The sequence below is a fragment of the Glutamicibacter soli genome (assembly GCF_052322135.1).
In the GTDB taxonomy this organism is placed as follows: Bacteria; Actinomycetota; Actinomycetes; order Actinomycetales; family Micrococcaceae; genus Glutamicibacter; species Glutamicibacter soli.
The window spans coordinates 3,692,989-3,716,464 of the sequence record NZ_CM125969.1; the positions used below are offsets into that span (position 1 = coordinate 3,692,989).

The window sequence follows — 23,476 nt, forward strand, 5'->3', positions numbered from 1 at the left end:
TTGTGGTTAGTCCTTTGCCGCGGCGAGTTCCACCGCGACGGCCACGTCGGTGGCGACCTGCGGGTCGAACACCGAAGGGATGATGAAGCCGGGGTTCAGCTCATCGTCGGTTACCCGGGCGGAAATCGCGTCTGCGGCGGCCAGCAGCATCTCATCGGTGATGTCTGCGACGCCGGCATCCAGCAGGCCGCGGAAGAAGCCCGGGAAGGCCAGGACGTTGTTGATCTGGTTCGGGAAGTCACTGCGTCCGGTGGCGACCACCGCCGCGTGACGACCTGCAACCTCCGGATCCACCTCTGGATCCGGGTTGGCCATGGCGAAGACGATCGCTCGCTCGTTCATTGCGGCGATGTCGGCTTCGTCCAGGACATTCGGGGCGGAGACGCCGATGAAGACGTCGGCGTTGACCACGGCTTCCTTCAGCGATCCGGAGAAATTCTCGGGGTTGGTGTTCTGCGCCAGCCACACGCGGTGCTCGTCGGAGTACTGCTCGTCGCGGGTGATCGCGCCGTTGCGGCCGCAGGCGATGATGTTCTTCGCTCCGCGGGCCGCCAGCAGCTGGATGATGGCGTTGCCTGCGGCGCCCACGCCGGAGACCACGATGCGCACGTCCTCGATCTTCTTCTCGACGACCTTCAGCGCGTTGGCCAGGGCGGCCAGGGTGACGATGGCGGTGCCGTGCTGGTCGTCGTGGAAGACCGGGATGTCCAGTTCCTCGCGCAGCCGGGCTTCGATCTCGAAGCAGCGCGGGGCGGCGATGTCTTCAAGGTTCACGCCGCCGTAGACCGGGGCCAGCGCCTTGACGATCTTGACGATTTCGTCGGTGTCCTGGGTGTCCAGGCAGACCGGCCAGGCGTCGACGTCGGCGAACTGCTTGAACAACGCGGCCTTGCCTTCCATGACCGGAAGGGCCGCCGCCGGGCCGATGTTGCCCAGTCCCAGCACGGCGGAGCCGTCGGTGACCACGGCGATGGTGTTGCGCTTGACCGTCAGGTTGCGGGCATCGGCGGGGTTCTCCGCGATGGCCATGCAGACGCGGGCCACACCCGGGGTGTAGGCGCGGGAGAGGTCGTCGCGGTTGCGCAGGGCGACCTTCGGGACGACTTCGAGCTTGCCGCCAAGGTGCATCAGGAAGGTGCGGTCCGAGACGTTGCGGACGTTGACGCCGTCCAGCCCGTTGAGCGCGTCGCGGACCTTCTCGCCGTGGGCGACATCCATGGTGTTGCACGAAACGTCGACCACCATGTGGGTGTGGTGCGATTCGGTCACGTCGAGGGCGGTGATGTGGGCACCAGCCGAGCCAACCGCTGCAGCCAGTTCGCTGGTCGCGGTAATCGACGCTGGGGTCTCTACGCGAAGCGTCAATGAATATCCCGGGCTAGGTGCTGCCATGAGGTCCTCCTGTAAAAGTTTCCGTATAGTGGATACTAATATCCTCAAAATGAAAACGCAAGGCCATTTTGTGCAGTATGACACAACTTTTCTCACTAATATTTCTCGCATCATGGAATCCTTGCTCGTCATGGGGCTATTCTTAGAGAAAAGATTTCGCATCGCAGAAGTTAAGTGCCGACAACTTCCACGATTCAGAGGCACCGAGGAGTCGTATATGACGCAGACAACCAGCAAGTCGACCACCGGCGGCGTCCAGTCCGTCGAGCGCGCCTTTGAATTGCTCGAAGTCATCGCCCGAGCCGGCGGCGAAGCCGCGCTGAGCGAATTGGCCGCCGACACCCCGCTGCCGCTGCCGACCATCCACCGCTTGCTGCGCACGCTCGTGGGCGTGGGCTACGTGCGCCAGCTGCCCAACCGCCGCTACTCGCTGGGTCCGCGCCTGATCCGCTTGGGCGAGGTCGCCAATCGCCAGCTGGGCGCCCTGGCCTCGCCAGTGCTCAAGGAATTGGTCTCCAAGCTGGGCGAATCAGCGAATATCGCCGTGCTGGACGGCGACATGGTCACCTATATCGCCCAGGTGCAATCCCCGCACTCCATGCGCATGATCACCGAGGTGGGGCGCCGCGCCATGCTGCATAACTCCGGCGTCGGCAAGGCGGTGCTCTCGGTGCTGGACGACGAGCGCGTCCAGCGCCTCGTGGCCCAGGCCGGCATGCCGCCGAAGACCGCCAACACCATCACGACCCTGGGCAAGCTGTTCACCGATGTGGAGGCTACCCGCGAGCGCGGCTACGCCATCGACGAGGAAGAGCAGGAGCTGGGCGTGCGTTGCATCGCCGTTCCGGTGCCCGGAGCGCCAACTCCGATGGCCATCTCGGTCTCCGGCCCCGTCACCCGCGTCGACGAGGCATTCATGCAGCATGCGGTCCCGGAACTGCAGGAAGCCGCGCGCGAGCTCGGCCGCCAACTGGTGGCCGCCGCCGACTAGCCATTCAAGCCCTGCTGCCCCGGGCCGCCGGCATGTCATCATGCGGCGCCCGGGCAGTTTCTTGTTAATAGGCGTGGAGCTTGATGCGCGCTATTCGAGGATCTCGCTGGCAAAGCTCACTGAGCCCGAGCTGGTCTTGGTGCTCCACGCCAAGGCCTTGTCGTTGCCGAAAATATTCTCGAAGTTGTTTTCCGGGCTGAAGGCGAACAGCTCGCCCGTCGACGCATCGAGAGCTACCGCTTCGTTGCCAAGAGACCCCAGTTCCTCCATCTGCTCCGCAGACCAGGCAATGAAGGAGTAGGATCCCGAGGTTGACTGCCCGAAGGGGATCCGGCCATCCGGTATCTCGATGAGCCAAGCCTGCTTGGTCTCGAAATTCAGCACGGCCACGTTGAAGCTGTTCTCGCCCCTGTCAAGGTTGAAGCTCAGGGTGGAACCGCCATTCATGATCGGCCTCGGGCTATACGGATCGCCGCTGAATCCACCCAGTTCGAACTCTTCCGTGGCGTGGAGCAATTCAGTGCCGTCGAGCAGCTGCACGCCGCCGATCTGGTTCATTGTGTCCTCGGATTGAGGATCTTCCTGCGTGAGCACGGCGACACCCCGGTCGGTGCGGTAGACGGCCCCCGCGTTCTCTGCTTCCACTTTTTTGCTTCCGCCGGCCAACGGGATCGATACCACCCGGCGGCTCTTCGCGTCCGCTTCGCTCCAGTACACCTTGCCGCCGTCCAGAACGAGGGACTCGCTGTTCGAGTCGCTGGCCTTCTGGAAGTCCTTGATCTCCTGGATCCCGTCCTTGTCGTCGTAGGCCATCAGGGTGGTTGCGCTTCCGCCGTCGACTCCGCGGACCGTAGCCACCACGGTATCGCCTTGGATGGACCAGGAGGTGTCGTCAGTGGCGGCGTCCCGCTTGGAATCGGCCCAGTACAGCGAGTACTTCCCTGTTTCGTCGACGGTGTACGGCAGGCCCTTGCTCAGTACGACGGGTCGGGCATCACTCAAGACGCCCAGCAGTTGCTCCCCCTCGGGAAGATCGTGCGCTGCGCGATCGGAGATGGCGTCGCCGGGCGGCTTCACCGCGTCCCCCACTGAAACAACTGAAGCCTCAACCGTCGTGCCATCCGCCCAGCTCAGACCCTCGATCTGGCGCCGCCGTTCCGCCGCCGGCTGGCTGGCATCCTCCGTCGTCGAGGTGCCCGAAGCGCTGGAAGAAACGCGCGGAGGATTCGAGGCTTCCGCAGACTGCTCCACGCCACTTACTCCGCTGGAGCAGGAGGCCAGGACGAGTCCAAGTCCGCATATTCCTGCGATAACGGTCGGAGGACGGATTGTTCGAGTCGATGGTGGCATGGATGGATTACCTCCATAAATATCGGATTAGGTCCGTTCCGCCCATGGTTCATTAATCTATCGATGTTTACAACCCCTGGCCGGGAATCGTGATCTTCGCGCTACCGCACGTTAACCAGTCCCCGGCCAACAAGCCAGGTCCCCGCCGGGGAAGCGCCGCCGCACCCCTATAGGACAGTTCCCCGGCCATCAGGCTGCAGATCCCTGTTATCGGGACTGCGCGACGGACAGGGCTGCGGCTTGGCTAGCATGATCTAACTCAGGACCCACTTCCCGGCGTCGTTCATAGGAGACCGCTTCATGGCATCGAAAACCGTTCTTGCACCCGTCAAAATCGATCAGCTCGAAGTCGACCTGCTGGTCATCGGTTCCGGCACCGGGCTGGCCACTGCGCTGGCCGCCAAGGAGCTCGGCCTCAACGTTGCCGTGGCCGAGAAAACCAAGTACGTGGGCGGCTCCACCGCCCGCTCGGGCGGCGCCTTCTGGATTCCCGCCAACACGGTGCTCAAGCGCGACGGCGCCGTCGATTCCCTGGACCGCGGCGAGAAGTACATCGAATCCGTCGTGGACGGCTCGGGCCCGGCGGAGCGCTGGAAGGCCTTCCTGGAATACGGCGACGAAACCGTCAAGATGCTCGAACGCATGACCCAGCTGAACTTCTTCTGGTCCAAGGGATACTCCGACTACCACCCCGAAAAGCCGGGCGGCAGCGCCGCCGGACGCTCGGTCGAATCGCGCCCCTTCGACCTGAACAAGCTCGGCGACCAGCTCGGCCGCTTCCAGCCGGCCACCATGGCAGCGCCCATGCCAATGCCGGTGACCGGCGCCGACTACAAGTGGATGAACCTCATTGCCAAGGCGCCGCACAAGGCATTCCCGCTGATCGCGAAGCGCCTGATCCAGGGCGCCGGCGGACTGCTTCTCGGCCGCAACTACAGCGCCGGAGGCCAGGCCATCGCCGGCGGCATGTATGCCGGGGCCCTTGATGCCGGCATTCCCGTCTGGACCGAAGCGAAGCTGGTCGACCTTGAATTCACCGATGGCGTTGTCACCGCGGCGGTCCTGGAACAGTCCGGCGAACGCGTGAGCGTGCGCACCAAGTACGGCGTGGTGCTGGCCGCCGGCGGCTACGACCACAACATGAAGATGCGCCAGGAGCACCAGAGCCCCTCGCTGGTCGAGGACCTGAGCCTGGGCGCCAAGGGCAACCACGGCGATGCCATCGAATTGGCGCAGAAGCACAACGCCCAGCTGGCAAGCATGCAGCAGTCCTGGTGGTTCCCGGCCGTGTCGCCGCTCAAGCCCGGCGGCTCAGCCAAGATCCTGCTGGCCGAGCGTTCGCTGCCCGGATCGTTCATGGTGGACCGGTCGGGACGCCGCTTCATCAACGAGTCCACCGACTACATGAGCTTCGGCCAGGAGATCCTGCGCCGCGAGGCGGACGGCGATCCGGTGGGCGAGATGTGGCTCATCTTCGACCAGACCTACCGCGACAGCTACATCTTCGCCGGGCAGTGCTACCCGCGCATGGCCCTGCCCGAGTCCTGGTACAAGGCGGGCATCGCCCACAAGTCGTCCTCGATCAGCAAGCTCGCGAACAAGATCGAGGTTCCCGCGCAGGCGCTGGAACAGACCCTGTCGGCATTCAACGAGGGCGCCGGAACCGGCATCGACGACCAGTTCGGCCGCGGCGAGTCGGCCTACGACCGCTACTACGGCGACCCGACCCAGAATCCGAACCCGAACCTGCGCGCGCTGGACGGCAAGACCTACTACGCGGTGAAGATCGTGCTATCGGACCTGGGCACCTGCGGCGGCGTAATGACCGACGCCCAAGGCCGCGTGCTGGACAATTCCGGCGACGTCATCGAGGGGCTCTACGCCCAGGGCAATACCGCCGCGAACATCTTCGGCAACGTGTACCCGGGTGCCGGCGCCACGATTGGGCAGGGGCTGGTCTTCGGCACCATCATCGCCACCCATGCAGCGCAGAAGGCCCGCGAACTGGTCCGCAGCGCCTAGCCTTCGTTACCTTCCGAGACCGCGGCCGCGCCGGCTGGACAGGCAGCAGTGAACACCGGATCCTTCGGATCCGCCCACTGCCGCCGCCCCAGCCTGGCGCGGCCGTCTGTGTCTAGGAGGAACCGTGCACCGGTCCACCACGGTGCCTGCGGCTACTGGGCGAACTGCGTCTCGTAGAGTTCGGTGTACTTCCCGCCCAGGCCCAGCAGCTCGCTGTGCGTTCCGCGCTCGATGATGCGCCCGCCCTCGACCACCAGGATCTGGTCCGCAGAGCGGATGGTCGACAGCCGGTGCGCGATGATCAGCGCGGTGCGGTTCTCCAGCGCCTCGGTCAGGGCCGCCTGGACTGCTGCCTCGTTGGCGGAGTCCAGCGCGGCGGTGGCCTCGTCCAGGATCACGACCTGCGGGGCGGCAAGCAGCAGCCGGGCGATGGTCATGCGCTGGCGTTCGCCGCCGGACAGCCGGTAGCCGCGCTCGCCCACCACGGTGTCCAGCCCGTCGGGCAGGGCGGCGATGACCGGCTTCAGCCGCGCGCGTTCAAGCGCTTCCCAGATCTGCGTATCGTCGGCCCCGGGTCGGGCGAGCAGCAGGTTGGAGCGGATCGACTCGTGGAACAAGTGCCCGTCTTGGGTGACCATGGAGACGGTTTCGCGCAGCGAGTCGAGCTTCAGCTCGCGGATATCGGTTCCCGCCAGCTCGACGGCTCCGGAATCCACGTCGTAGAGCCGGGCCAGCAGCGAGGCGATGGTCGACTTTCCGGCACCCGAGGAGCCGACCAGGGCGACGGTCTGCCCTGCCTTCACCTCGAAATCGATGTCATGCAGGACTTCCTGCCCGCCGCGGGTATCCAGCACCGCGACCTCTTCCAGGGACGCGAGCGAGACCTTGTCAGCGCTCGGGTAGGAGAAGTTCACGTGGGAGAACTTCACGGGCACCGGCCCGGGGTCCAGGCGGCGGGCGTCGGGCGCATCGGTGATCAGCGGCTGGAGGTCCAGCACCTCGAACACGCGGTCGAAGCTGACCAGCGCACTGGTGATTTCCACGCGGGCATTGGCCAGCGCGGTCAGCGGAGCATACAACCGGGTCAGCAGCATACCCAGGACCACCACGTCGCCAGCGGCCAGGTCGCCACGCACCGCATACATGCCTCCAAGGCCATATACCAAGGCCAGCGCCAGTGCTGCGACCAGGGTCAGGGTCGCGACGAAGTAGTACTGGCGCATGGTGACCTTGATGCCGATGTCCCGCACGCGGCCCGCGCGGAGCGCGAACTGGTGGGATTCGTCCTTGGGCCGGCCGAAGAGCTTGATCAGCGTCGCTCCGGGCGCCGAGAAGCGCTCGGTCATCTGCGTCCCCATTGAGGCGTTCAGATCCGCGGATTCCTTGCGCAGCAGCGCCACCGACTTGCCGAAGTGCCGCGCCGGCAGCAGGAAGACCGGAAGCAGCACGAGCGCAATGGCGGTGACCTGCCAGGAAGTCGTGAACATGACCGCCGCGGTGAGGATCAGGGCCACGGTGTTGGACACCAGCCCGGACAGGGTCCCGGCGAAGGCCGCCTGCGCGCCGATGACGTCGTTGTTCAGGCGGCTGACCAGCGCCCCGGTGCGGGTTCTGGCGAAGAATGCCACCGGCATCTTCTGCACGTGGTCGAACACCGCGGTGCGCAGGTCGTAGATGATTCCCTCGCCGAGCTTGGAGGAGAACCAGCGGACCACGACGGAAACGATCGCGTCCAGCACCGCCACCAGCGCGATGACCAGCGCCAGGTTGACGATGATCCGGATGCCGCTGCGGGCGACGATTTCATCCACGATCCGGCCGGCGAGCACCGGGGTGATGACGGCAAGCACCGCCGAGCAGATGGAGAAGAGCACGAAGATGAGCAGCCGGGTCTTGTAGCCTGCGGCGAATTGCAGAACGCGTTTGGGTGTTGTCGGCGCGTAGGCCTTGCCTTTGTCCCCCGACAGCTTCCAGAGGGAATGCCAGGCGGCATTTTCCATGCTCATTGTGTCTTCTCGCGTTCCTACTCGGGCGAATGCTGCAACCTACCTGCCCATGGTGCCAGCTGGCAGGCAGCTGATTCCAGCTAGGGTCAGCTTAGGCGGCGGCCCTCGCCTCCAGAACCGTTACCGGCCGAGTTTCCGGACGTCCCGCAAGCCCGGAGCCTCCGCCGCGCAGCATGGTACCTCGAAGGCAATCCGTCCGACCTGCTGGATTCCGCCGCATGGCGAGGCCAATTGCCAGCACCCCCGGAGCAGCACCCTGGACTGCAGTCCCCCGCGCGCCGCAGCCTCCCCTACGCCGCCCGGATTGCCGATCTCGAATCTTGACCTCTCCGGAAAGATCGGCATACACCCTAGACTTATACCCCCGGGGGGTATATTCTCGATGCTGAACGGCGGATCCGAGCACCTCTCGGAATTTGCCGACCCATCCGAAATTACAAGCAAGGGAGGACATCATGAGTACCCAACGGCATTCAGGGCATCCCGTGGAGCACGACCAGCACCCCGGACATGAGCATCCAGCGCCCCGGAAGCACGGCGCATCCCATGGGCACGGAACACCCGCAGGCCACGGGGAGCACCAAGGCCATCAGATGCACGAAGATCACTCCGCGCATTCCGGCCACGCGGGACACGGCGGGCACGGCGGTCATGCCGCCGCCTTCCGGAACAAGTTCTGGCTGAGCCTGGTCCTCGCGCTGCCCGTGGTGTTCTTCAGCCCCATGGTTTCGCACATGCTCGGCTACCACCTGCCTGAAGTCCCGGGCGCCGCCTGGATTCCACCGGTCCTCGGCACCGTCATCTACTTCTACGGCGGCTGGCCGTTCTTGGCCGGCGGCGTTTCCGAGATCTCCTCGCGCCGGCCAGGCATGATGCTGCTGATTTCCATGGCCATCACCGTGGCGTTTGCGGCCTCCTGGGTGACCAGCCTGGGCATCGGCGGGTTCATGCTGGACTTCTGGTGGGAGCTGGCGCTGCTGGTGGTCATCATGCTGCTGGGCCACTGGATGGAAATGCGGGCGCTCGGCCAGGCCTCCGGGGCGCTGGATGCGCTGGCAGCGCTGCTGCCCGACGAGGCCGAACGCGTCACCGAGTCCGGCACGGAAACCGTCTCGCTGGGCGAGCTGGCCGCCGGCGACCTGGTGCTGGTCCGCTCCGGCGCCCGCGTTCCGGCCGACGGCACCATCGAGCAGGGTGGCGCCGAATTCGATGAATCGATGATCACCGGCGAATCCAAGACCGCCGCGCGTTCGGCCGGGGACAAGGTCGTGGCCGGCACCGTGGCTACCGACAACGCGGTGCGCATCCGGGTCGAGGCGGTGGGCGAGGAAACCGCGCTGGCCGGAATCCAGCGGCTGGTCTCCGAGGCGCAGTCCTCCTCCTCCAAGGCGCAGGCGCTGGCCGACCGTGCCGCCGCCTGGCTGTTCTGGTTCGCGCTGGGCGCGGGCGTGATCACCTTCATCACCTGGATGCTGCTCGGCGCCCCGGATGATGCCGTCATCCGCACGGTCACCGTCCTGGTCATCGCCTGCCCGCACGCCCTGGGCCTTGCCATTCCGCTGGTCATCGCGATTTCCACCGAGCGCGCGGCCCGGGCCGGCGTGCTGATCAAGAACCGCATGGCGCTTGAACGCATGCGCACCGTCGACGTGGTGCTATTCGACAAGACCGGCACCCTCACCGAGGGCGCCCACGCGGTGACCGGCATCGCGGCCGTCGCGGGCATGCCCCGCACCCGGCTGCTGGCGCTGGCCGCAGCAGCTGAATCCGACAGCGAGCACCCAGTGGCCCGCGCCATCGTCCGCGCAGCGAACGAGGATCCCGAGGCGAAGTCCTTGGGCCTGGCCGGACGCGATTTCAGCTCGGCCACGGGCCGCGGCGTGCGCGCCGAGGTCGACGGCTCGCTGATCGAGGTGGGCGGCCCGAACCTGCTGCACGAGAAACAGCTGCAGCCTCCGGCCGAGCTGGCCGGGCAGACCGGGCAGTTCATGCAGCGCGGAGCGGGCATCCTGCACGTGCTGCGCGACGGGGAAATCATCGGTGCGCTGGCGCTGGAGGACCAGGTGCGCCCCGAATCCCGGGCCGCTATCCGGGAACTGCACGCCCGCGGCGTGAAGGTGGCGATGATTACCGGCGATGCCCACCAGGTGGCCGAGGCAGTCGCCGCGGACCTGGGCATCGACGAGGTCTTCGCCGACGTGCTGCCGCAGGACAAGGACTCCAAGGTCCGCGCCCTGCAGGAGCGCGGGCACAAGGTGGCCATGGTGGGCGACGGCGTCAACGACGCCCCGGCGCTGGCTAGAGCGGAGGTCGGCATCGCCGTCGGCGCCGGCACCGACGTGGCCATGGAATCTGCCGGCGTGGTGCTGGCGGGCAGCGATCCGCGTGCGGTGCTCTCCATGATCGACCTGTCCCGCGCCAGCTACCGCAAGATGCTGCAGAACCTGGCTTGGGCCACCGGCTACAACGTGCTCTCCGTGCCGCTGGCCGCGGGCGTGCTGGCGCCGGTCGGCTTCGTGCTCTCCCCGGCGGTCGGCGCGGTGCTGATGTCGCTGTCGACCATCGTCGTCGCGCTGAACGCGCAGCTGCTGCGCCGGGTGGAGCTCGACCCGCGGCAGCTGGCTTGAACCACGGCGCACTGACTCTGGATAGACTGATGCGGGTGAGCGACGACCAAGAATCCAGCACTGGCGCACCGGCCCCCGCCAAGCGCGGCCGCCCCCGGCAGGCGGGGAAAAACGAGCAGATCCTGGGCGCAGCGCAGCAGCTGCTGGCCGAATGCGGATTCGCGGCATTCACCATGGACGCAGTGGCAACCCGCGTCGGGGCGTCCAAAGCCACGATTTACCGCCGCTGGTCATCCCGCACGCAGCTGCTGGCCGAGGCCATCAGCACCCTTGAGTGGTCCGCAAAGGCACCGGACACCGGGAGCCTGCGCGCCGACCTGATTGCGCTGGCCGACGTATGGTTCGCCGAAGACCCACAGCGCGATGCGATCTTCGTGAACCTGCTCGCGGCGCTGCCGCAGGACGATACGCTGCACGAGCTCTACATCTCCAAGCTCGCCGGACCGCGGGCCGAATTGGTGAAGCAGGTCCTCGACCAGGCGGCGGCCCGCGGCGAGCTGGCCACGACGGCCGCCGTGGAGAGAACCCGCGGCATCATCCCGGGACTGGTCTTCCACCGTTTGGCGGTCGAACGGCTGCCGGTGGACCGCGCCTACATCACCTCGCTCATCGACCACGTCGTCCTCCCCGTGCTGCAGCGCTGCGCCATCAACGCCTGAGATTCCAGCAAGCGCCGCGAAACCCCGTTGCCAACAAGTCGCTGACAACCGCACAAGCCGCGCGCCGAGACCCATGTTCCAGTTCGCTACGGAGTCTCGGCACGTTTTCATGCCGCTGAAGCAGCAACCCGAGCCAGGTCCGCAGCCCCGATAAGTCCCGCCGAAGGCCCCAGTTGTGCGCGGCAGACCTGCGCGAAGGGGCGGTATCCGCGCCCGGACAGCGTGCGCCGGTAGTGCGCTTCGGCGACGGCCAGCAGCTCGGTCTGCGCGGAGCCCAAACCGCCGCCGATGACCACCATGCCCGGATCCAGCACTGAGACCAGATTCGAGATGCCCAGGCCCAGCCACTGGCCCATCTCCTCGATCAGGTCGCGGCAGGCCGAGTCCCCGGCTGCTGCCAGCTCGGTGACCAGCGCGCCGGTCACCGCTGCAGGGTCGTCGTTGCAGGCCTCGCGCAAGTTGTGGGCGATGGGCGACTTGGAACGCACCAGCTCCGCGCCGTCGCGGCCCAACGCATTGCCGGAGGCGTATTGCTCCCAGCAGCCGCGGTTACCGCAGGCGCAGCGGTGCCCGCCGGGCACGATCACTTGATGGCCGAATTCGCCGGCGATGCCCGAGTTCCCGCGGTACATTTCGCCACCGAGGATAATCGACCCGCCGATCCCGGTGCCAAGGGTCAGGCAGACCACGTCGTTGACTCCGCGGGCGGCGCCGAAGCGGTATTCGGCCCATCCCGCCGCGTCCGCGTCGTTGACCAGGGTGACCGGCCGGCCCAGCTGGCTTTCCAGCCGATCGCGCACCGGCTCGTCGCGCCAGGACAGGTGCGGGCTGAACAGCACCCGGCTTGAGTCGCGGTTCATCCAGCCGGCGGCGCCCACGCCCACGGGGCAGTGCAGGCCGCCGTGGTCCAGCTCCCGGACGAGCTCCACGATGGCCCGCTCGGTGGCGGCCACGTCACGGGCGGGCGTGGGGCGGTGGATCTGCCTGGTGACGGCGCCGTGGGCGTCCACCAGTGCAGCCAGGATCTTGGTTCCGCCAATGTCGACGCCGATGGAAGGTTCGGAGGGTTGCATAGTCACACAGCATAAACCCGGCCGCGGCCATCCCGGAAAGCGGAGGACGTTCTTGATGCGCTACCCGGCCGCTGGGGCCGTGCCGGGCTCCTCCTGTTCGCGGACCCCGGAGGCCTCGATCAGCACCACCAGCAGCACCATGACGGCCGCGGCGCCCAGCACCGAGATCACCGCAATCTGCACGTCGGATTCGGCGGTGGGCGTCAGCTGCGCCAGCAGCGGAGCGCAGCCGATCAGCAACGCGCCCACGGGGAACAGCCACTTGTACGCGCCGCGCAGGCACAGTCGCAGGATCAGCACCCAGACGCCCAGGAGGAAAACCGACACCGGAATGCTCAGCGTGGCCACCGCCGCGGCGGAGCTCAGCCCCGAGCTGCCGGCCTCGTGGTCGAGCAGCACCTTGACTCCGGCGGAAAACGCGCCGGCGGCGGCGAAGACAAAATAGTGGCCGTAGCCGAAGATCATCGGCGCCCGGCGCCTGCGCAGCCAGGCACTGGCGTTCGAAGAGAAGTACACCCACCACAGGCCGGCGGCCAGGATGAATCCGCCCACGCCAAGCAGCGAAAACTGGAGCAGCTGGTTGGCGTTCTCGACGGCGTTGGCCGCCGCGATGGTGGAGGCCAGCACCGATTCGCCCAGCACGATCAGCGTGAAGCATCCGTAACGGTCGGCGATGTGCTCCGGATGCCATGGCGTCTGGCCGCTCCGTTCGGCGATCAACGGCACCAGCAGCTCCAAGGCGACCAACAGGAGGAACATCGGTACGGCCCATCCGGCGGGAGCCAGCGGATAGCAGACCCAGAACACCTGCACCACTGCGATGCCCACCGCGTAGCGCAAGGCGGTGTTCCGCAGCCCGGCATGGCTGCGCGAGGCCCGGATCCACTGCACGACCAGCGCCAGGCGCATCACCACGTATCCGGCGATGATGAGGTGGAAATTCCCGTCGGCCATCGCCGGGGTGGTTCCCACCGCCAGGATCACCACGCCAGCCATCTGGGTTAGCGCCAGCACCCGGTAGAGCCAGTCATCCGCGTCGAAGGCGCTGGCGAACCAGGTGAAATTCATCCAGGCCCACCACACCGCGAAAAATACCATCAGGTAGGCCCGCAGCCCGCCGGCGATATCGGCGTGGGTTTCGGCGGCCACCAGCTGGGCGGAGGCCAGCGAGACGGATACCGCGAAAATCAGGTCGAAGAACAGTTCCAGCGGACTGGAAGACCTGAAGATCTCCGAGGGATCCCTCGGGCGCATGCGTTTCACCCGCAGTTTGCCCGGGGCGTAGGGATGGTTGTCCTGCACGGCGACCACGCTTCGTTCCTGAGTCTAAAAAGTATCTGTTGCTCAAGAATACGAAGCTCGGCGGCAAATATTCCACGTCCGGTGTGGAAAACCTGTGTTTGGTCCGGCCGCCTTGGCCGCGTGGGATGTACAATTTTTCCGCCCCGGCGAGCGCAACGACGCTGCTCTGCCAAGGTGGTCTGGCGTGGAGCATTGCTGGCGGCTTTGCGGACAAGGACTAAACCCTGCCTCATCAAAATGCAGGCCGTGCTTGTGTGGGCGAGTGTCCATCTGCAGCAGCCCTGTCTCGCAGGGCTTTCCGGTGCTCGGGAAACAGTGATCCCTGCACCTGTCGCGAGATCGGTGCCTTCCCTGGCTTCCGAGGCCGGCCGCCTGCGCTCCTGATCGACCGCACTGGAAAAACCGGCGTCCGGCATGAGTCGAGTCACATGGCCGCTTGTCCGGTCCGCCTTTCACCACACCGTGCCGACGTCCTGGATCGAATCACCCGCCAAATCACGACTAGGGTTGTTCGATGTGCATGAAAACGGAAAGCACCGTATACCAAAGGAGAGCTCCGTGGCCCCGGAATCACCCAAACCACCGCAGCAGGACCATTCTGCGGTGCCCGAGGCATCGGAAGAAATGCGGCGCGGACTGAAAAACCGCCATCTTCAGCTGATCGCCATTGGCGGTGCTATCGGCACCGGCCTATTCATGGGTTCAGGCCAGATCGTATCGGTGTCCGGGCCTTCGAGCATCTTCGTCTACGCGATCATCGGCTTTTTCGTTTTCCTGGTCATGCGCATGCTCGGCGAGCTGCTGTTGTCCAATCTCCACTACAAAACCTTTGGCGATATTGCCAAGGATTTCCTCGGGCCTTGGGCCGGCTTCTTCGTGTCATGGAACTACTGGTTTTCGTGGGTGGTTGCCTGCGTCGCCGACATTACCGCCATCGTTGCCTACACCCAGTTTTTCTGGGAAGAAGTGCCCCTTTGGCTACCGGCCCTCGCCGCGACCCTTTTCCTGCTGGTGTTGAACCTGCAGCCCGTCCGCTGGTTTGGCGAAATGGAATTCTGGTTTGCGATCATCAAGATCGTCGCGATCCTGGCCTTGATTGCAGTTGGCGCGGTATTGATCTTCACCGGGTTCACCCATGATGGATTCCAGGCTTCAATCACCCACCTCTGGGACCAAGGGGGCTTCTTCCCCATGGGGATCAGCGGCTTCGTGCTCGGTTTCCAGATGGGCGTATTCTCGTTCATCGGTGTTGAACTGGTGGGCACCGCCGCCGCTGAGGCTGAAAACCCGCGGAAGAATCTGCCCAAGGCCATCAATTCGATCGTGGTCCGCATTCTTGTCTTCTACGTCCTCTCGCTCTCCGTGATCATGAGCATTTCGCCGTGGACAGCGCTGGAAGCGGGCAAGAGCCCATTCGTGCAGACTTTCCTGCTTGCCGGATTTGTCCCGGCCGCGCTGGTGATCAACCTCGTGGTGCTCAGCTCCGCGGCATCCAGCGCGAACTCCGGCGTCTACTCCGGAACGCGTATGCTGTTCGGCTTGGCCAAAGACGGCCACGCTCCACGCAAGATCGCGTTCACCGATTCACGCGGCGTTCCACGTCGGGCCGTATTCGCTACCGCGGTGCTTCTGTTCACCGCAGTCCCGCTGCTTTACGCTGGAGACGACGTGGCAACGGCCTTCGGGTTCGTCTCGACGATGTGCGCCACGATGGTTTTGTTCACTTGGGGTTCGATAGTCGTCAGCTACATCGTTTTTCTGAAGAAGCATCCGCAACGCCACCAGGAATCAAAGTTCCGAGTACCCGTCGCCCGCTTGGCGCCCTGGGTTGTTCTCGTATTTTTTGTATTCCTAATTTGCACGTTCCTCTACAGTGACGGCACCCGCTGGGCCACATTGGCGGCCCCGGTGTGGTTCATTATCCTGGCGGTCTTCTGGCACCTGCGCAAGCGCGCGCTGCTCCGCGAGGGGAAGCCGTTGGCGGGCACCGTTTCAGAGCTTCCCCACCCGTTGGATGAGGCCAAGTAGCAAGCGATAGTACGTAGGCAGGCCCTCATTACATGGTGCGGCCCGCGTCGAGTCCGGAGCTGAGCCGCCCACCCAACGTGGGAACTGCGCTCAGGTGCTCGACGGCACCGGGTGCTGGGATGGCAGAATCGCACAAAGGTCTGCAGCTTCTGCCGGCCCCTGCGTGGACTGCCCACCGAGGTCCTCGGAGTGCGGCCTCCACGCCAGTGTTCCGATACGCCGTGAATCCATGACAGTCAGCCAGCAGAACGCACTAGGCTTCGCCGAGCAGCACGTCCTCGGCGATCTCCTGCGGCGTCTCATGGGCAGCGCCGATGTGGCTGAGCTTGTGCCCCGCGAGAGCCAGCACCAGGATCGACACCACTACCGCCCCGGCACCCAGCCAGTACGGGGCGGCAGCGCCCAGTGCGGCGGCCAGCGGACCCGCGACAGCAGGGGCCACCGCACCACCCAGGAAGCGCACGCCGGAATAGGTGCTGCTGGCGACATTGCGCGGCAAGTCGGTGGCTTCCATGACCGCTTCGGTCAGCGCGGTGTTCATGACGCCAAGCACCAGGCCGGCGACGACGACCAGAATGATCAGGACCTTCAGTTGCTCGTGGAAGACCGCCATCGCACCCAGCAGCACGGCCAGCAGGCCCAGCATGGTGAATAGCACCGGACGCAGCCCGAACGTGCGGGTCGCAGGCGGCGCCACCAGCACCGAGGTAATCGCCAGCGCCAATCCCCAGCCGAAAAAGACAAGCCCGAGTTCGGTGGCGCCGAAGTCCAGCCCCGCCGCATGCGCCGCGGCCTCCAGCGGGAAGGGAGTGTAGGCAAGCAGGATGAAGAAACCGAAGTTGTAGAACACTGCCGTGACGGACAGGGCCAGCAGGGCCGGGTTGCGCAGCGCCTTGAAGCTGGCAGCGATGGAGATCTTGGCCGGCGCCGGCGCCCCGGCCGGGAGCTTCAGGAAGGCGAGGATCGCCACCAGGGCAATGGCCATGAGCACCGCGGTGCCGAAGAACGGTCCGCGCCACGACAGATTGCCCAAGACGCCGCCAACCAGCGGCCCAACTGCCATTCCGACACCTAGCGCGGCTTCATAGAGGACGATGGCCTGCCGGCTTCCGCCGCTGGCGGCGCCCACGATGGCCGCCAAGGCGGTGGAGATGAACAGGGCATTTCCCAATCCCCAGCCGGCGCGGAAGCCCAGGATCTCGTTGACGTTGGAGCTGGCACCGGCAAGCGCGGCGAAGGCGACGATGAGGACCAGGCCGATAACCAGGGTCTTCTTCACACCCAAATGCCCGGAAACCCAGCTGGTGAAGAACATCGCAATGCCGGTGATGAACAGGTAGCTGGTGAAGAGCAGCATGGTTTGGGACTGGCTTGCCTCCAGCGCTCGGCTGATGGCCGGAAGGATGGGGTCGACCAGGCCAATGCCCATGAAGGAGACCATGCAGGCAAAGGCGATGGCCCAGACCGAGCCAGGCTGTTTCAACAGCGATGTCTGTACGTTTCCGGCTTGCGTCATTCGATCGTTCTCATTCCTTGCTGGTGCGATGTTTTGTGCGTAGTCTGCGCTCTTCGTAGATACTCGTGGCAAACGCCTGTCCTCCCGCGATGCGGCCACGCCGAACGGATGCCCCGGGGGGACGATCCGGCCGCGCGATCGCTGCAATCCGCTTGGCAGCTTCACGGTGTTCGGGGATCTGCAACTCGCAGGAGCACTCGGTCCCACGCGTTATTGCATAGTCCCACTATACATTTATTTACATAGGTTTGCTATGTAAATTTTGGCAGACGCACGGAAATGCCGCACGTCCGCAGCGATCGAGCACGCTAGGCGTGTAGAACGGTGCACCACTAGTGCACTATTATGCATTTGTGGACGAAAATACCCAGATCCTTGCACATTCCATCGGCGCGCGGGTCAAGCAGGAGCGGTTGGGCCTCCAATGGACCTTGGATCAGCTGGCAGAGCATGCCGGGATCAGCCGACGCATGCTGGTCAACGTCGAGCAGGGAGCCGTGAATCCCAGCATCGGCACGCTGCTTCGGCTCAGCGACGCCCTCGGAGTCGGCCTCCCCGCGCTGGTCGAACCGCCGACCGCCAAGGCCGTCAAGATCACCCGCCGGGGCGAAGGCGCCGAGCTATGGAGCGGGAAGCACGGCGGCCGGGGCGTGCTACTGGGCGGCACCCGCTCCCCCAATGTCATCGAACTGTGGGACTGGACGCTCAAGCCGGGCGAACGCCACGGCAGCGACGCGCACGTCGCGGGCACCGAAGAACTCCTCCAGGTGCTGGAAGGCGAACTCACGGTCCAGGTCGGCGCAGAAATTTACGCGCTGTCCGAGTCCGACGCACTGTGTTTCCCGGGCGATGAGCCCCACTCCTACGAGAACAATTCAGATGCGCCGCTGCGTTTCACGCTGGCCGTCTTCGAACCGGGCGTCGGAACGTCCCACCGCCAGCTGGAATCCGATGCTCCAGCCGACTAGCCACACCCCGGCTTCAGCCCAGAACCACCCAAGGAGACCCCAATGACGGCCCGCCTCACCGGCACCAGCCTTCCTCCATGGACCATGGCCATCGCGGCCATGCTGTCCATCCAGCTGGCCAACGCCCTGTCGGTGGGAGTGCTGCGCGAAGTCGGCCCGGCGGGCACCGCATGGCTGCGCCTCTGCTTCGGAGTGGTGTTCCTCTGGATCATCTCCCGTCCGGCGCTCCGGTCCATCCGCCGCAGGGATCTCCCCTCGCTGCTTATCCTCGGCATGGTCACCGGCTTCATGACAGTGTTCTTCCTGGGCGCCGTGGAGCGTATTCCACTGGGCACCGCGGTAGCCATCGAGTTCCTCGGTCCACTGATTGTCGCCGGCCTCATGAGCGGCAACCGCAGGGCGCTGATCTGGCCTGCGATGGCCTTGGCGGGCATCGTCCTGCTGACCGAACCCTGGTCCGGATCCTTCGACCCCATCGGCGTCGGGCTGGCGCTGGCAGCAGGCGCATGCTGGGCCTCGTACAACGTCCTCACCCAGCGTGTCGGCGACCGTTTCGCCGGCATCAGCGGCCTGTCGCTGACCATCCCCATCGCCGCACTGGCTACCATGCCCGTCGGGCTCCCCCAGGTGATCAACGGCAACCTCGCTTGGTGGGTCCTGCCTGCGGCAGCCGGCATCGCCTTGATCACCCCGGTCATCGCATTCGGGCTGGAGATGCTGGCCCTCAAGCGCATGAACCACACGGCCTTCGGCACGCTACTGTCAGTCGAACCGGCCTTCGGCGTGCTCATCGGACTTCTGGTCCTCGGCCAAGCCCCGTCGGTCTTCCAGGCTGTCGGCGTTGTCATCGTCGTGACCGCCGGCGCCGCGGCCCAATGGGACGGAGCGCGCAAGACCAGCGGCAACCTCACCGAAGTCCCCGCTCCCGAGCAAAGCACGCAGTAGCGCTCGTTCCCTGATCCCTGATTCGAACCGAGCAGACAAGCAAGGATGACCACATGACACCCAGCGCACTGATTACCGGAGCCACCGGCGGCATTGGCCGCGCCATAGCCGAGGCCTTGGCGCCAACCCATCACCTATTTCTGGTGGGGCGAAACTTCGAGCCGCTGCAACGCGCCGCAGAAGGTTTTCGATCCGCCACGCCGCTGCTCGCGGACCTTGGGTCCCCCGGCCGCATGGGCGACCTTGCCGCGCAGATCCCCGCACTCGATGTTCTGGTGCACAGCGCCGGCATACTCCGCATGGGCACCGTGGAGGAGACGAGCCAGGAGGATTGGGCACAGAGCATGCAGATCAACGTGTTGGCTCCGGTGGAGCTCACCCGCGCCATGCTGCCTGCCTTGCGCCGGGCACGTGGCCACGTGTTCATGATCAATTCAGGTCTCGGGCACCGCACCATTGCGGGATCGGGCGCATACAGCGCCAGCAAATTCGCCATGAAGGCATTCGCCGACGCCCTCCGGATCGAAGAAGCTTCGAACGGCATCAAGGTCACTTCCATCCACCCGGGGCGCGTTTCCACGCCGATGCAGGAACAGCTGCACTCTTGGGAAGAGAAAACCTACGATGCGGAAAACTGGGTCCGCCCCGAACAGATTGCCGAGGCTCTAATGACCGCGCTTTCCCTGGGTGACCGCGCGAACTTGGATTCGATCGATATCAACCCTTCACCGCAACCATAGGACTGAGGCCGCCATGCGAAGTTGAACAAAAAATTTGTTCATCCTCTCATGGTTCCTGGCAGTCTCCCCGCATTCATTTTCTTGATGCCCGGCAAGACCCGATCGGCAAATTGATCAAAAAATTTGTTCAGATGAGACCTCACCGGGTCACCCACAGCTTCCACGGGCGGCAGTATCGCGAGCGCTCGGGTACCGTCGCGCCGAACGATAGTCTGCGGAAAAATGATCAAAAAACTTGTTCAGTTTCAGTTTCCGCTTGCGGATCTCCACTGCGAATGAGACTTCCACGAGCTCCACGAGAAGAGGCGTTCTACGATCAATAAATTTGTTCATTTCAGGTCGTTCGCGAGACCGGCAGGTGCCATGGACGGAATTTCGGTCACGTCTAATGCGAGCAGCTTCTTGCGTATGCTGAATTCAGAACGGACGAGTATGCTTCATTCTGAATTTTCATCTAATTTCTAGTGGCGCTTTCGCGTCAGAATCAGTCTTTCGATCAATTAGTTACACTCAAGGTGACTTCGAAACTTCGTCGGATGATTGGGGCGACAACATGAGTGCAGGAAGCAACCAGAAGCACCCAAGTTCACCGACTCCTTTCGGGACGCGATGTTTCGGCAAACAGTCCCCCATAGTTCTGAACATCGACTTGCCGATCCAGCACCCCTTTGACGCCCAAGGCATTTTCTCGTTTCTGGAAGCAAGGGCGATTGCCGGTGTAGAGACGACAGATCTCTCGCAGAAAGACAGGCTCATATATGCCCGAACACTCATGTTCCCAAGTGGGCCAGGGGCTATTAGGCTTATCGCTCGTAACTATGGATCCGCCAGCTGGGTCCTGAAAGCTCAGCTTGAACTCCAAAATTTGCGCGATCAAGCTGCCGCAATTTTCCGGATACGGCGCTTCTTGAATCTGGACGCCGACTCAAGCGCCATCGATCTCAACCTGTCCAGAGACCCGGCACTGGAAGCGAGTATCCTTCGAACCCCGGGCATCCGGGTGCCCGGCGCAGTCGACCCTCATGAGCTGGTCATCCGGGCCATCATCGGCCAGCAGATTTCGGTCAAGGCCGCTCGAACCCATCTTTCCCGACTCGTAGCTCAGGCCGGAGCCGCCTACACTTCGAGCTTTACCGGTCTGGACAGGATCTTTCCCGCTCCGGCGGACATCATTGAAACCGTGCACGACCCCGGAGCAGATCTACCGCTGGATCCCGATCGCGTCCTGAAGCTCCCCCGCCGCTCGATCTCTACGCTTCGAAGTGCAGCCATTGCACTTCAGAGCGGTAAACTGGAGGTCGGCTTCGAGAGCAATCCCCAGCTGCTGCGGGAGAGCCTGCTCCGAACACCTGGAATCGGGCCTTGGACCGCCGCCTACCTCGCAATGCGCGTGCTTGGTGATCCCGACGCTTGGATGCGCAGCGATGTTGCATTGGTCTCCGGAGCAGTGCGGCTCGGCATTCTGGAGCCGCAGACCTCGAAAAGCGCCAGTCACCGTTTGCTCGAAGAGTACGCCCGGCGCTGGTCCCCTTGGCGCTCCTATGCCTCCATGCACCTATGGCAGGCAGCCTCCGGCTGATCCTCTTCGTATATCGACGACTTGCCGCGCAAGATGACCCCGTCCATCCAACGCCTCGGAAACCCGGACGCTCGCGATCCGGATGGATGGCGAGTGCCGGAAGGACACCTGGTCAGCCGTCAGGGACCGCGAGGAGAATCAGCCCGCACGGAGCAGGAAACCGCGACGGATCAACGCCAAAACTCCCGGATCTCTCCGACCTGTTCCCGGCCTTGGCGGAATCCCTCGCGGGCGGCCGTCGAGCGCAGGGACTGGTTCATGGCGTTGACGCCCACGTAGGCTTCGGCGGCGGCATCCGGCACGATGATCTGGATCTTGCTTCCGGACGCGCGAAGCTGGTCCGCCTGCGCCGACAGCTGCATGCCCCAGCTCTCCGGGTGCAGGCTCCGACCGCCCAGCGGAGACAGCACCAGCACCTTGTCGTATCCCTGCGCCAGATCTGCGTTTTCATTCCGGCGGTAGCCGCCGTCGATGTAGGCGCGCTCCCCGAGCCAATACGGCGGGCCGCTGGAACAGCTGGCGGCCACGGCATCGACCAGCGGAACCCCGCTGGAGTTGTCGAAGACCACCGACTCGCCGTCCTGCGCCTGCACTGCGGTGAGATAGACCAGCCGCTGCGGCCAGTCGGCCTGCGCCATGCGTGATTGCACGATGGATCTCCACCGGGCGCTCAGCTCCCTGTCCCAGGCACCGGGCAGATCCAGCGCGGCGGCAACCATCCTCCGGTGCATGTCCCCCGGTCCGGAGGAAGCGGAGCTGATGGACCTGATGCGGGACAGCTGGTCGGGAACTCGGGCCGCAGCCGGTGCGGTTGCAGGTCGAGGGGCAGCCGCCGGAGGCGCCGGTGCGGCGATGACCGCTTGGTAGAGCTCGGTCGGGGTGGAGCCGACAAGCTGGGCGGCCGCGGTGGCGCCGGCGGAAGTTCCCACCGTCAATTGCGGCGCGCTGACGTCCAGGCCTTCGGAGGCCAGCCCGGCGAGCACGCCGATCAGCCAAGCGTTCCCCGTGGCTCCTCCGCCGCCCAGCACCAGGGCTCGGGCGCCGGTGGTTTTGGGCAGGCCGGAAAGATAGGGATACGCCGTGCTGGCGCGGGAGGTCGGATAGGAGGATGAGTTCATGGCGGGTGCCTTTCGGAAGAATTCCTCGGGCTCACCCGCAGGCCGGCTAGGAGTTCCGGGCCGTCGTACGGGACAGGGGTGCGCCCACGGTCGATCGTGCGGACATCGGGTACCACCTCCCTGCAACGGGTTTGAACTGCGTGCATTCATCATAAGGCCGTATCAGACGCATGCGACCGGCCGCATTGCCATTTTTTGGCCCGCCTACGTAGAGTCGACGTAGATGCGGCGTACTCCACGCGCCGCCGGCGAAGGGACGGGAACATCATGAAGATCGCGCTGGCACAGGTATTGAGCACCGGCGATCCCCAGCGCAATCTGGCGATCATCCGCGACCATGCCAAGCAGGCCGCCGAGGCTGGCGCATCGCTGATCGTCTTCCCCGAAGCCATGCAGGTTGCCTTCGGCAACCCCGTGGAAAAGTTCGCCGAGCCGGTCAACGCCCGCTGGGCCGGGCTGCTGCGCCAGCAGGCCCGCGACCTGGGCATCGCCATCGCGGCGGGCATGTTCACCCCCGGCGAGGGCGGCCGGGTGCGCAACACCCTGCTGGTCGTGGGCCGCGGCGTGGACACGCACTACGACAAGATCCACCTCTACGACGCCTTCGGCTATCTGGAGTCGGAGGCCGTCACCCCTGGCGACACCCCGGTGCAGTTCGAGCTGGATGGAGCCACCATCGGCATGGCCATCTGCTATGACCTGCGCTTCCCGCAGCTGTTTGTGCGCCATGCCCGCGCCGGCGCCCAGATCAACATCGTGACCGCGTCCTGGGGCGGCGGCGAGGGCAAGGCCGAGCAGTGGAAGGCGCTGGCCCAGGCCCGCGCACTGGACACCACCACCTTCGTGATCGCCGTGGACCAGGCCGATCCCGAAAGCGTCGGCCGGCCGCTGAAGGGTGCCGCTCCGCTGGGTGTGGGCTACTCGATGGCCGTCGACCCGCTGGGCCGCGTCATCGCTCAGGCAGGACCCGCGCCCGAGTTGCTCATCGTGGATTTGGACCTGGGCCTGATCGAGGAAGCCCGCAGGAAGCTTCCGGTGCTGGCCAACGCCGTCGACCTCTAGGCTCGCTCGCTCAGAACCCCTGGACAACACCGCGGAGCGGGCACCGGCGATTGCCAAGTGCCTGCTCAATAGCGCTGCATGGATCCCCGGTCTGGCCT

The 23,476-nt window shown here is 65.0% G+C and carries 17 protein-coding genes; 10 read left to right on the plus strand and 7 right to left on the minus strand.

The annotated features are described in order from the left end of the window. Positions 1-6: 6 nt before the first annotated feature. Positions 7-1,392, minus strand: a complete 1,386-nt coding sequence (locus tag ACTX90_RS17450; RefSeq protein WP_047120482.1) for an NAD-dependent malic enzyme — start codon at positions 1,390-1,392, stop codon at positions 7-9. 217 nt (positions 1,393-1,609) lie between these two features. Between ACTX90_RS17450 and ACTX90_RS17455 the strand changes: the two genes are divergently transcribed. Next, positions 1,610-2,383: an IclR family transcriptional regulator gene (locus tag ACTX90_RS17455; protein ID WP_424573230.1), complete on the plus strand. Its 774-nt coding sequence runs from the start codon at positions 1,610-1,612 to the stop codon at positions 2,381-2,383. Between the two features lie 90 nt (positions 2,384-2,473). Here the strand turns inward: ACTX90_RS17455 and ACTX90_RS17460 are convergent, their stop codons facing one another. Then, positions 2,474-3,634, minus strand: a complete 1,161-nt coding sequence (locus tag ACTX90_RS17460) for a hypothetical protein (protein ID WP_060616985.1) — start codon at positions 3,632-3,634, stop codon at positions 2,474-2,476. A 399-nt stretch (positions 3,635-4,033) separates the two neighbouring features. Between ACTX90_RS17460 and ACTX90_RS17465 the strand changes: the two genes are divergently transcribed. Next, positions 4,034-5,755 carry a 3-ketosteroid-delta-1-dehydrogenase gene (locus ACTX90_RS17465; RefSeq protein WP_047120485.1) on the plus strand — a complete coding sequence of 574 codons (1,722 nt, stop codon included), beginning with the start codon at positions 4,034-4,036 and terminating at the stop codon, positions 5,753-5,755. Positions 5,756-5,907: 152 nt separating this feature from the next. Here ACTX90_RS17465 and ACTX90_RS17470 read toward each other — a convergent pair whose 3' ends face one another. After that, positions 5,908-7,761, minus strand: a complete 1,854-nt coding sequence (locus ACTX90_RS17470; RefSeq protein WP_443442581.1) for an ABC transporter ATP-binding protein — start codon at positions 7,759-7,761, stop codon at positions 5,908-5,910. Between the two features lie 455 nt (positions 7,762-8,216). On the opposite strand from ACTX90_RS17470, the gene ACTX90_RS17475 reads away from it, so the two are divergent. Further along, positions 8,217-10,388, plus strand: coding sequence for a copper-translocating P-type ATPase (locus tag ACTX90_RS17475; protein ID WP_443442582.1), 2,172 nt, complete (start codon positions 8,217-8,219; stop codon positions 10,386-10,388). 35 nt (positions 10,389-10,423) lie between these two features. Then, positions 10,424-11,047, plus strand: coding sequence for a TetR/AcrR family transcriptional regulator (locus ACTX90_RS17480; RefSeq protein WP_160309110.1), 624 nt, complete (start codon positions 10,424-10,426; stop codon positions 11,045-11,047). Between the two features lie 107 nt (positions 11,048-11,154). Here ACTX90_RS17480 and ACTX90_RS17485 read toward each other — a convergent pair whose 3' ends face one another. Next, complete coding sequence (locus tag ACTX90_RS17485; protein ID WP_443444050.1) at positions 11,155-12,120, minus strand: ROK family protein; 966 nt, start codon at positions 12,118-12,120, stop codon at positions 11,155-11,157. Positions 12,121-12,180: 60 nt separating this feature from the next. Continuing rightward, on the minus strand, positions 12,181-13,431 hold the full coding sequence (locus ACTX90_RS17490; RefSeq protein ID WP_443442583.1) for a low temperature requirement protein A: 1,251 nt from the start codon (positions 13,429-13,431) through the stop codon (positions 12,181-12,183). A gap of 549 nt (positions 13,432-13,980) precedes the next feature. Here ACTX90_RS17490 and ACTX90_RS17495 point away from each other — a divergent pair. After that, positions 13,981-15,450, plus strand: coding sequence for an amino acid permease (locus tag ACTX90_RS17495; RefSeq protein WP_443442584.1), 1,470 nt, complete (start codon positions 13,981-13,983; stop codon positions 15,448-15,450). Positions 15,451-15,703: 253 nt separating this feature from the next. Here ACTX90_RS17495 and ACTX90_RS17500 read toward each other — a convergent pair whose 3' ends face one another. Next, complete coding sequence (locus ACTX90_RS17500) at positions 15,704-16,966, minus strand: MFS transporter (protein ID WP_047120490.1); 1,263 nt, start codon at positions 16,964-16,966, stop codon at positions 15,704-15,706. A 353-nt stretch (positions 16,967-17,319) separates the two neighbouring features. Between ACTX90_RS17500 and ACTX90_RS17505 the strand changes: the two genes are divergently transcribed. From ACTX90_RS17505 to ACTX90_RS17520, 4 genes are all read left to right on the plus strand, one after another. Next, positions 17,320-17,934 carry a helix-turn-helix domain-containing protein gene (locus ACTX90_RS17505; RefSeq protein WP_047120491.1) on the plus strand — a complete coding sequence of 205 codons (615 nt, stop codon included), beginning with the start codon at positions 17,320-17,322 and terminating at the stop codon, positions 17,932-17,934. 42 nt (positions 17,935-17,976) lie between these two features. Beyond that, positions 17,977-18,879, plus strand: a complete 903-nt coding sequence (locus tag ACTX90_RS17510) for an EamA family transporter (protein WP_237562314.1) — start codon at positions 17,977-17,979, stop codon at positions 18,877-18,879. 53 nt (positions 18,880-18,932) lie between these two features. Continuing rightward, a complete protein-coding gene (locus ACTX90_RS17515) occupies positions 18,933-19,619 on the plus strand; it encodes an SDR family oxidoreductase (protein WP_120991714.1) in 687 nt (228 codons plus the stop codon). Between the two features lie 553 nt (positions 19,620-20,172). Continuing rightward, complete coding sequence (locus tag ACTX90_RS17520; protein WP_443442585.1) at positions 20,173-21,198, plus strand: DNA-3-methyladenine glycosylase 2; 1,026 nt, start codon at positions 20,173-20,175, stop codon at positions 21,196-21,198. Between the two features lie 170 nt (positions 21,199-21,368). Here the strand turns inward: ACTX90_RS17520 and ACTX90_RS17525 are convergent, their stop codons facing one another. Further along, the gene (locus ACTX90_RS17525) at positions 21,369-22,316 is read right to left on the minus strand and encodes a patatin-like phospholipase family protein (protein ID WP_443442586.1); all 948 of its coding nucleotides are present in this window, start codon (positions 22,314-22,316) and stop codon (positions 21,369-21,371) included. A 267-nt stretch (positions 22,317-22,583) separates the two neighbouring features. Here ACTX90_RS17525 and ACTX90_RS17530 point away from each other — a divergent pair, with 267 nt between their 5' ends. Beyond that, positions 22,584-23,378, plus strand: a complete 795-nt coding sequence (locus ACTX90_RS17530; RefSeq protein WP_047120494.1) for a carbon-nitrogen hydrolase family protein — start codon at positions 22,584-22,586, stop codon at positions 23,376-23,378. Positions 23,379-23,476 lie beyond the last annotated feature (98 nt).

What these genes read in the sequence shown, in the direction of transcription:
- ACTX90_RS17450 (WP_047120482.1), bottom strand. Translation starts at nt 1,392, where the DNA reads ATGGCAGCACCTAGCCCGGGATATTCATTGACGCTTCGCGTAGAGACC.
- ACTX90_RS17455 (WP_424573230.1), top strand. Translation starts at nt 1,610, where the DNA reads ATGACGCAGACAACCAGCAAGTCGACCACCGGCGGCGTCCAGTCCGTC.
- ACTX90_RS17465 (WP_047120485.1), top strand. Translation starts at nt 4,034, where the DNA reads ATGGCATCGAAAACCGTTCTTGCACCCGTCAAAATCGATCAGCTCGAA.
- ACTX90_RS17470 (WP_443442581.1), bottom strand. Translation starts at nt 7,761, where the DNA reads ATGAGCATGGAAAATGCCGCCTGGCATTCCCTCTGGAAGCTGTCGGGG.
- ACTX90_RS17475 (WP_443442582.1), top strand. Translation starts at nt 8,217, where the DNA reads ATGAGTACCCAACGGCATTCAGGGCATCCCGTGGAGCACGACCAGCAC.
- ACTX90_RS17485 (WP_443444050.1), bottom strand. Translation starts at nt 12,120, where the DNA reads ATGCAACCCTCCGAACCTTCCATCGGCGTCGACATTGGCGGAACCAAG.
- ACTX90_RS17500 (WP_047120490.1), bottom strand. Translation starts at nt 16,966, where the DNA reads ATGACGCAAGCCGGAAACGTACAGACATCGCTGTTGAAACAGCCTGGC.
- ACTX90_RS17510 (WP_237562314.1), top strand. Translation starts at nt 17,977, where the DNA reads ATGACGGCCCGCCTCACCGGCACCAGCCTTCCTCCATGGACCATGGCC.
- ACTX90_RS17515 (WP_120991714.1), top strand. Translation starts at nt 18,933, where the DNA reads ATGACACCCAGCGCACTGATTACCGGAGCCACCGGCGGCATTGGCCGC.
- ACTX90_RS17520 (WP_443442585.1), top strand. Translation starts at nt 20,173, where the DNA reads ATGAGTGCAGGAAGCAACCAGAAGCACCCAAGTTCACCGACTCCTTTC.
- ACTX90_RS17525 (WP_443442586.1), bottom strand. Translation starts at nt 22,316, where the DNA reads ATGAACTCATCCTCCTATCCGACCTCCCGCGCCAGCACGGCGTATCCC.
- ACTX90_RS17530 (WP_047120494.1), top strand. Translation starts at nt 22,584, where the DNA reads ATGAAGATCGCGCTGGCACAGGTATTGAGCACCGGCGATCCCCAGCGC.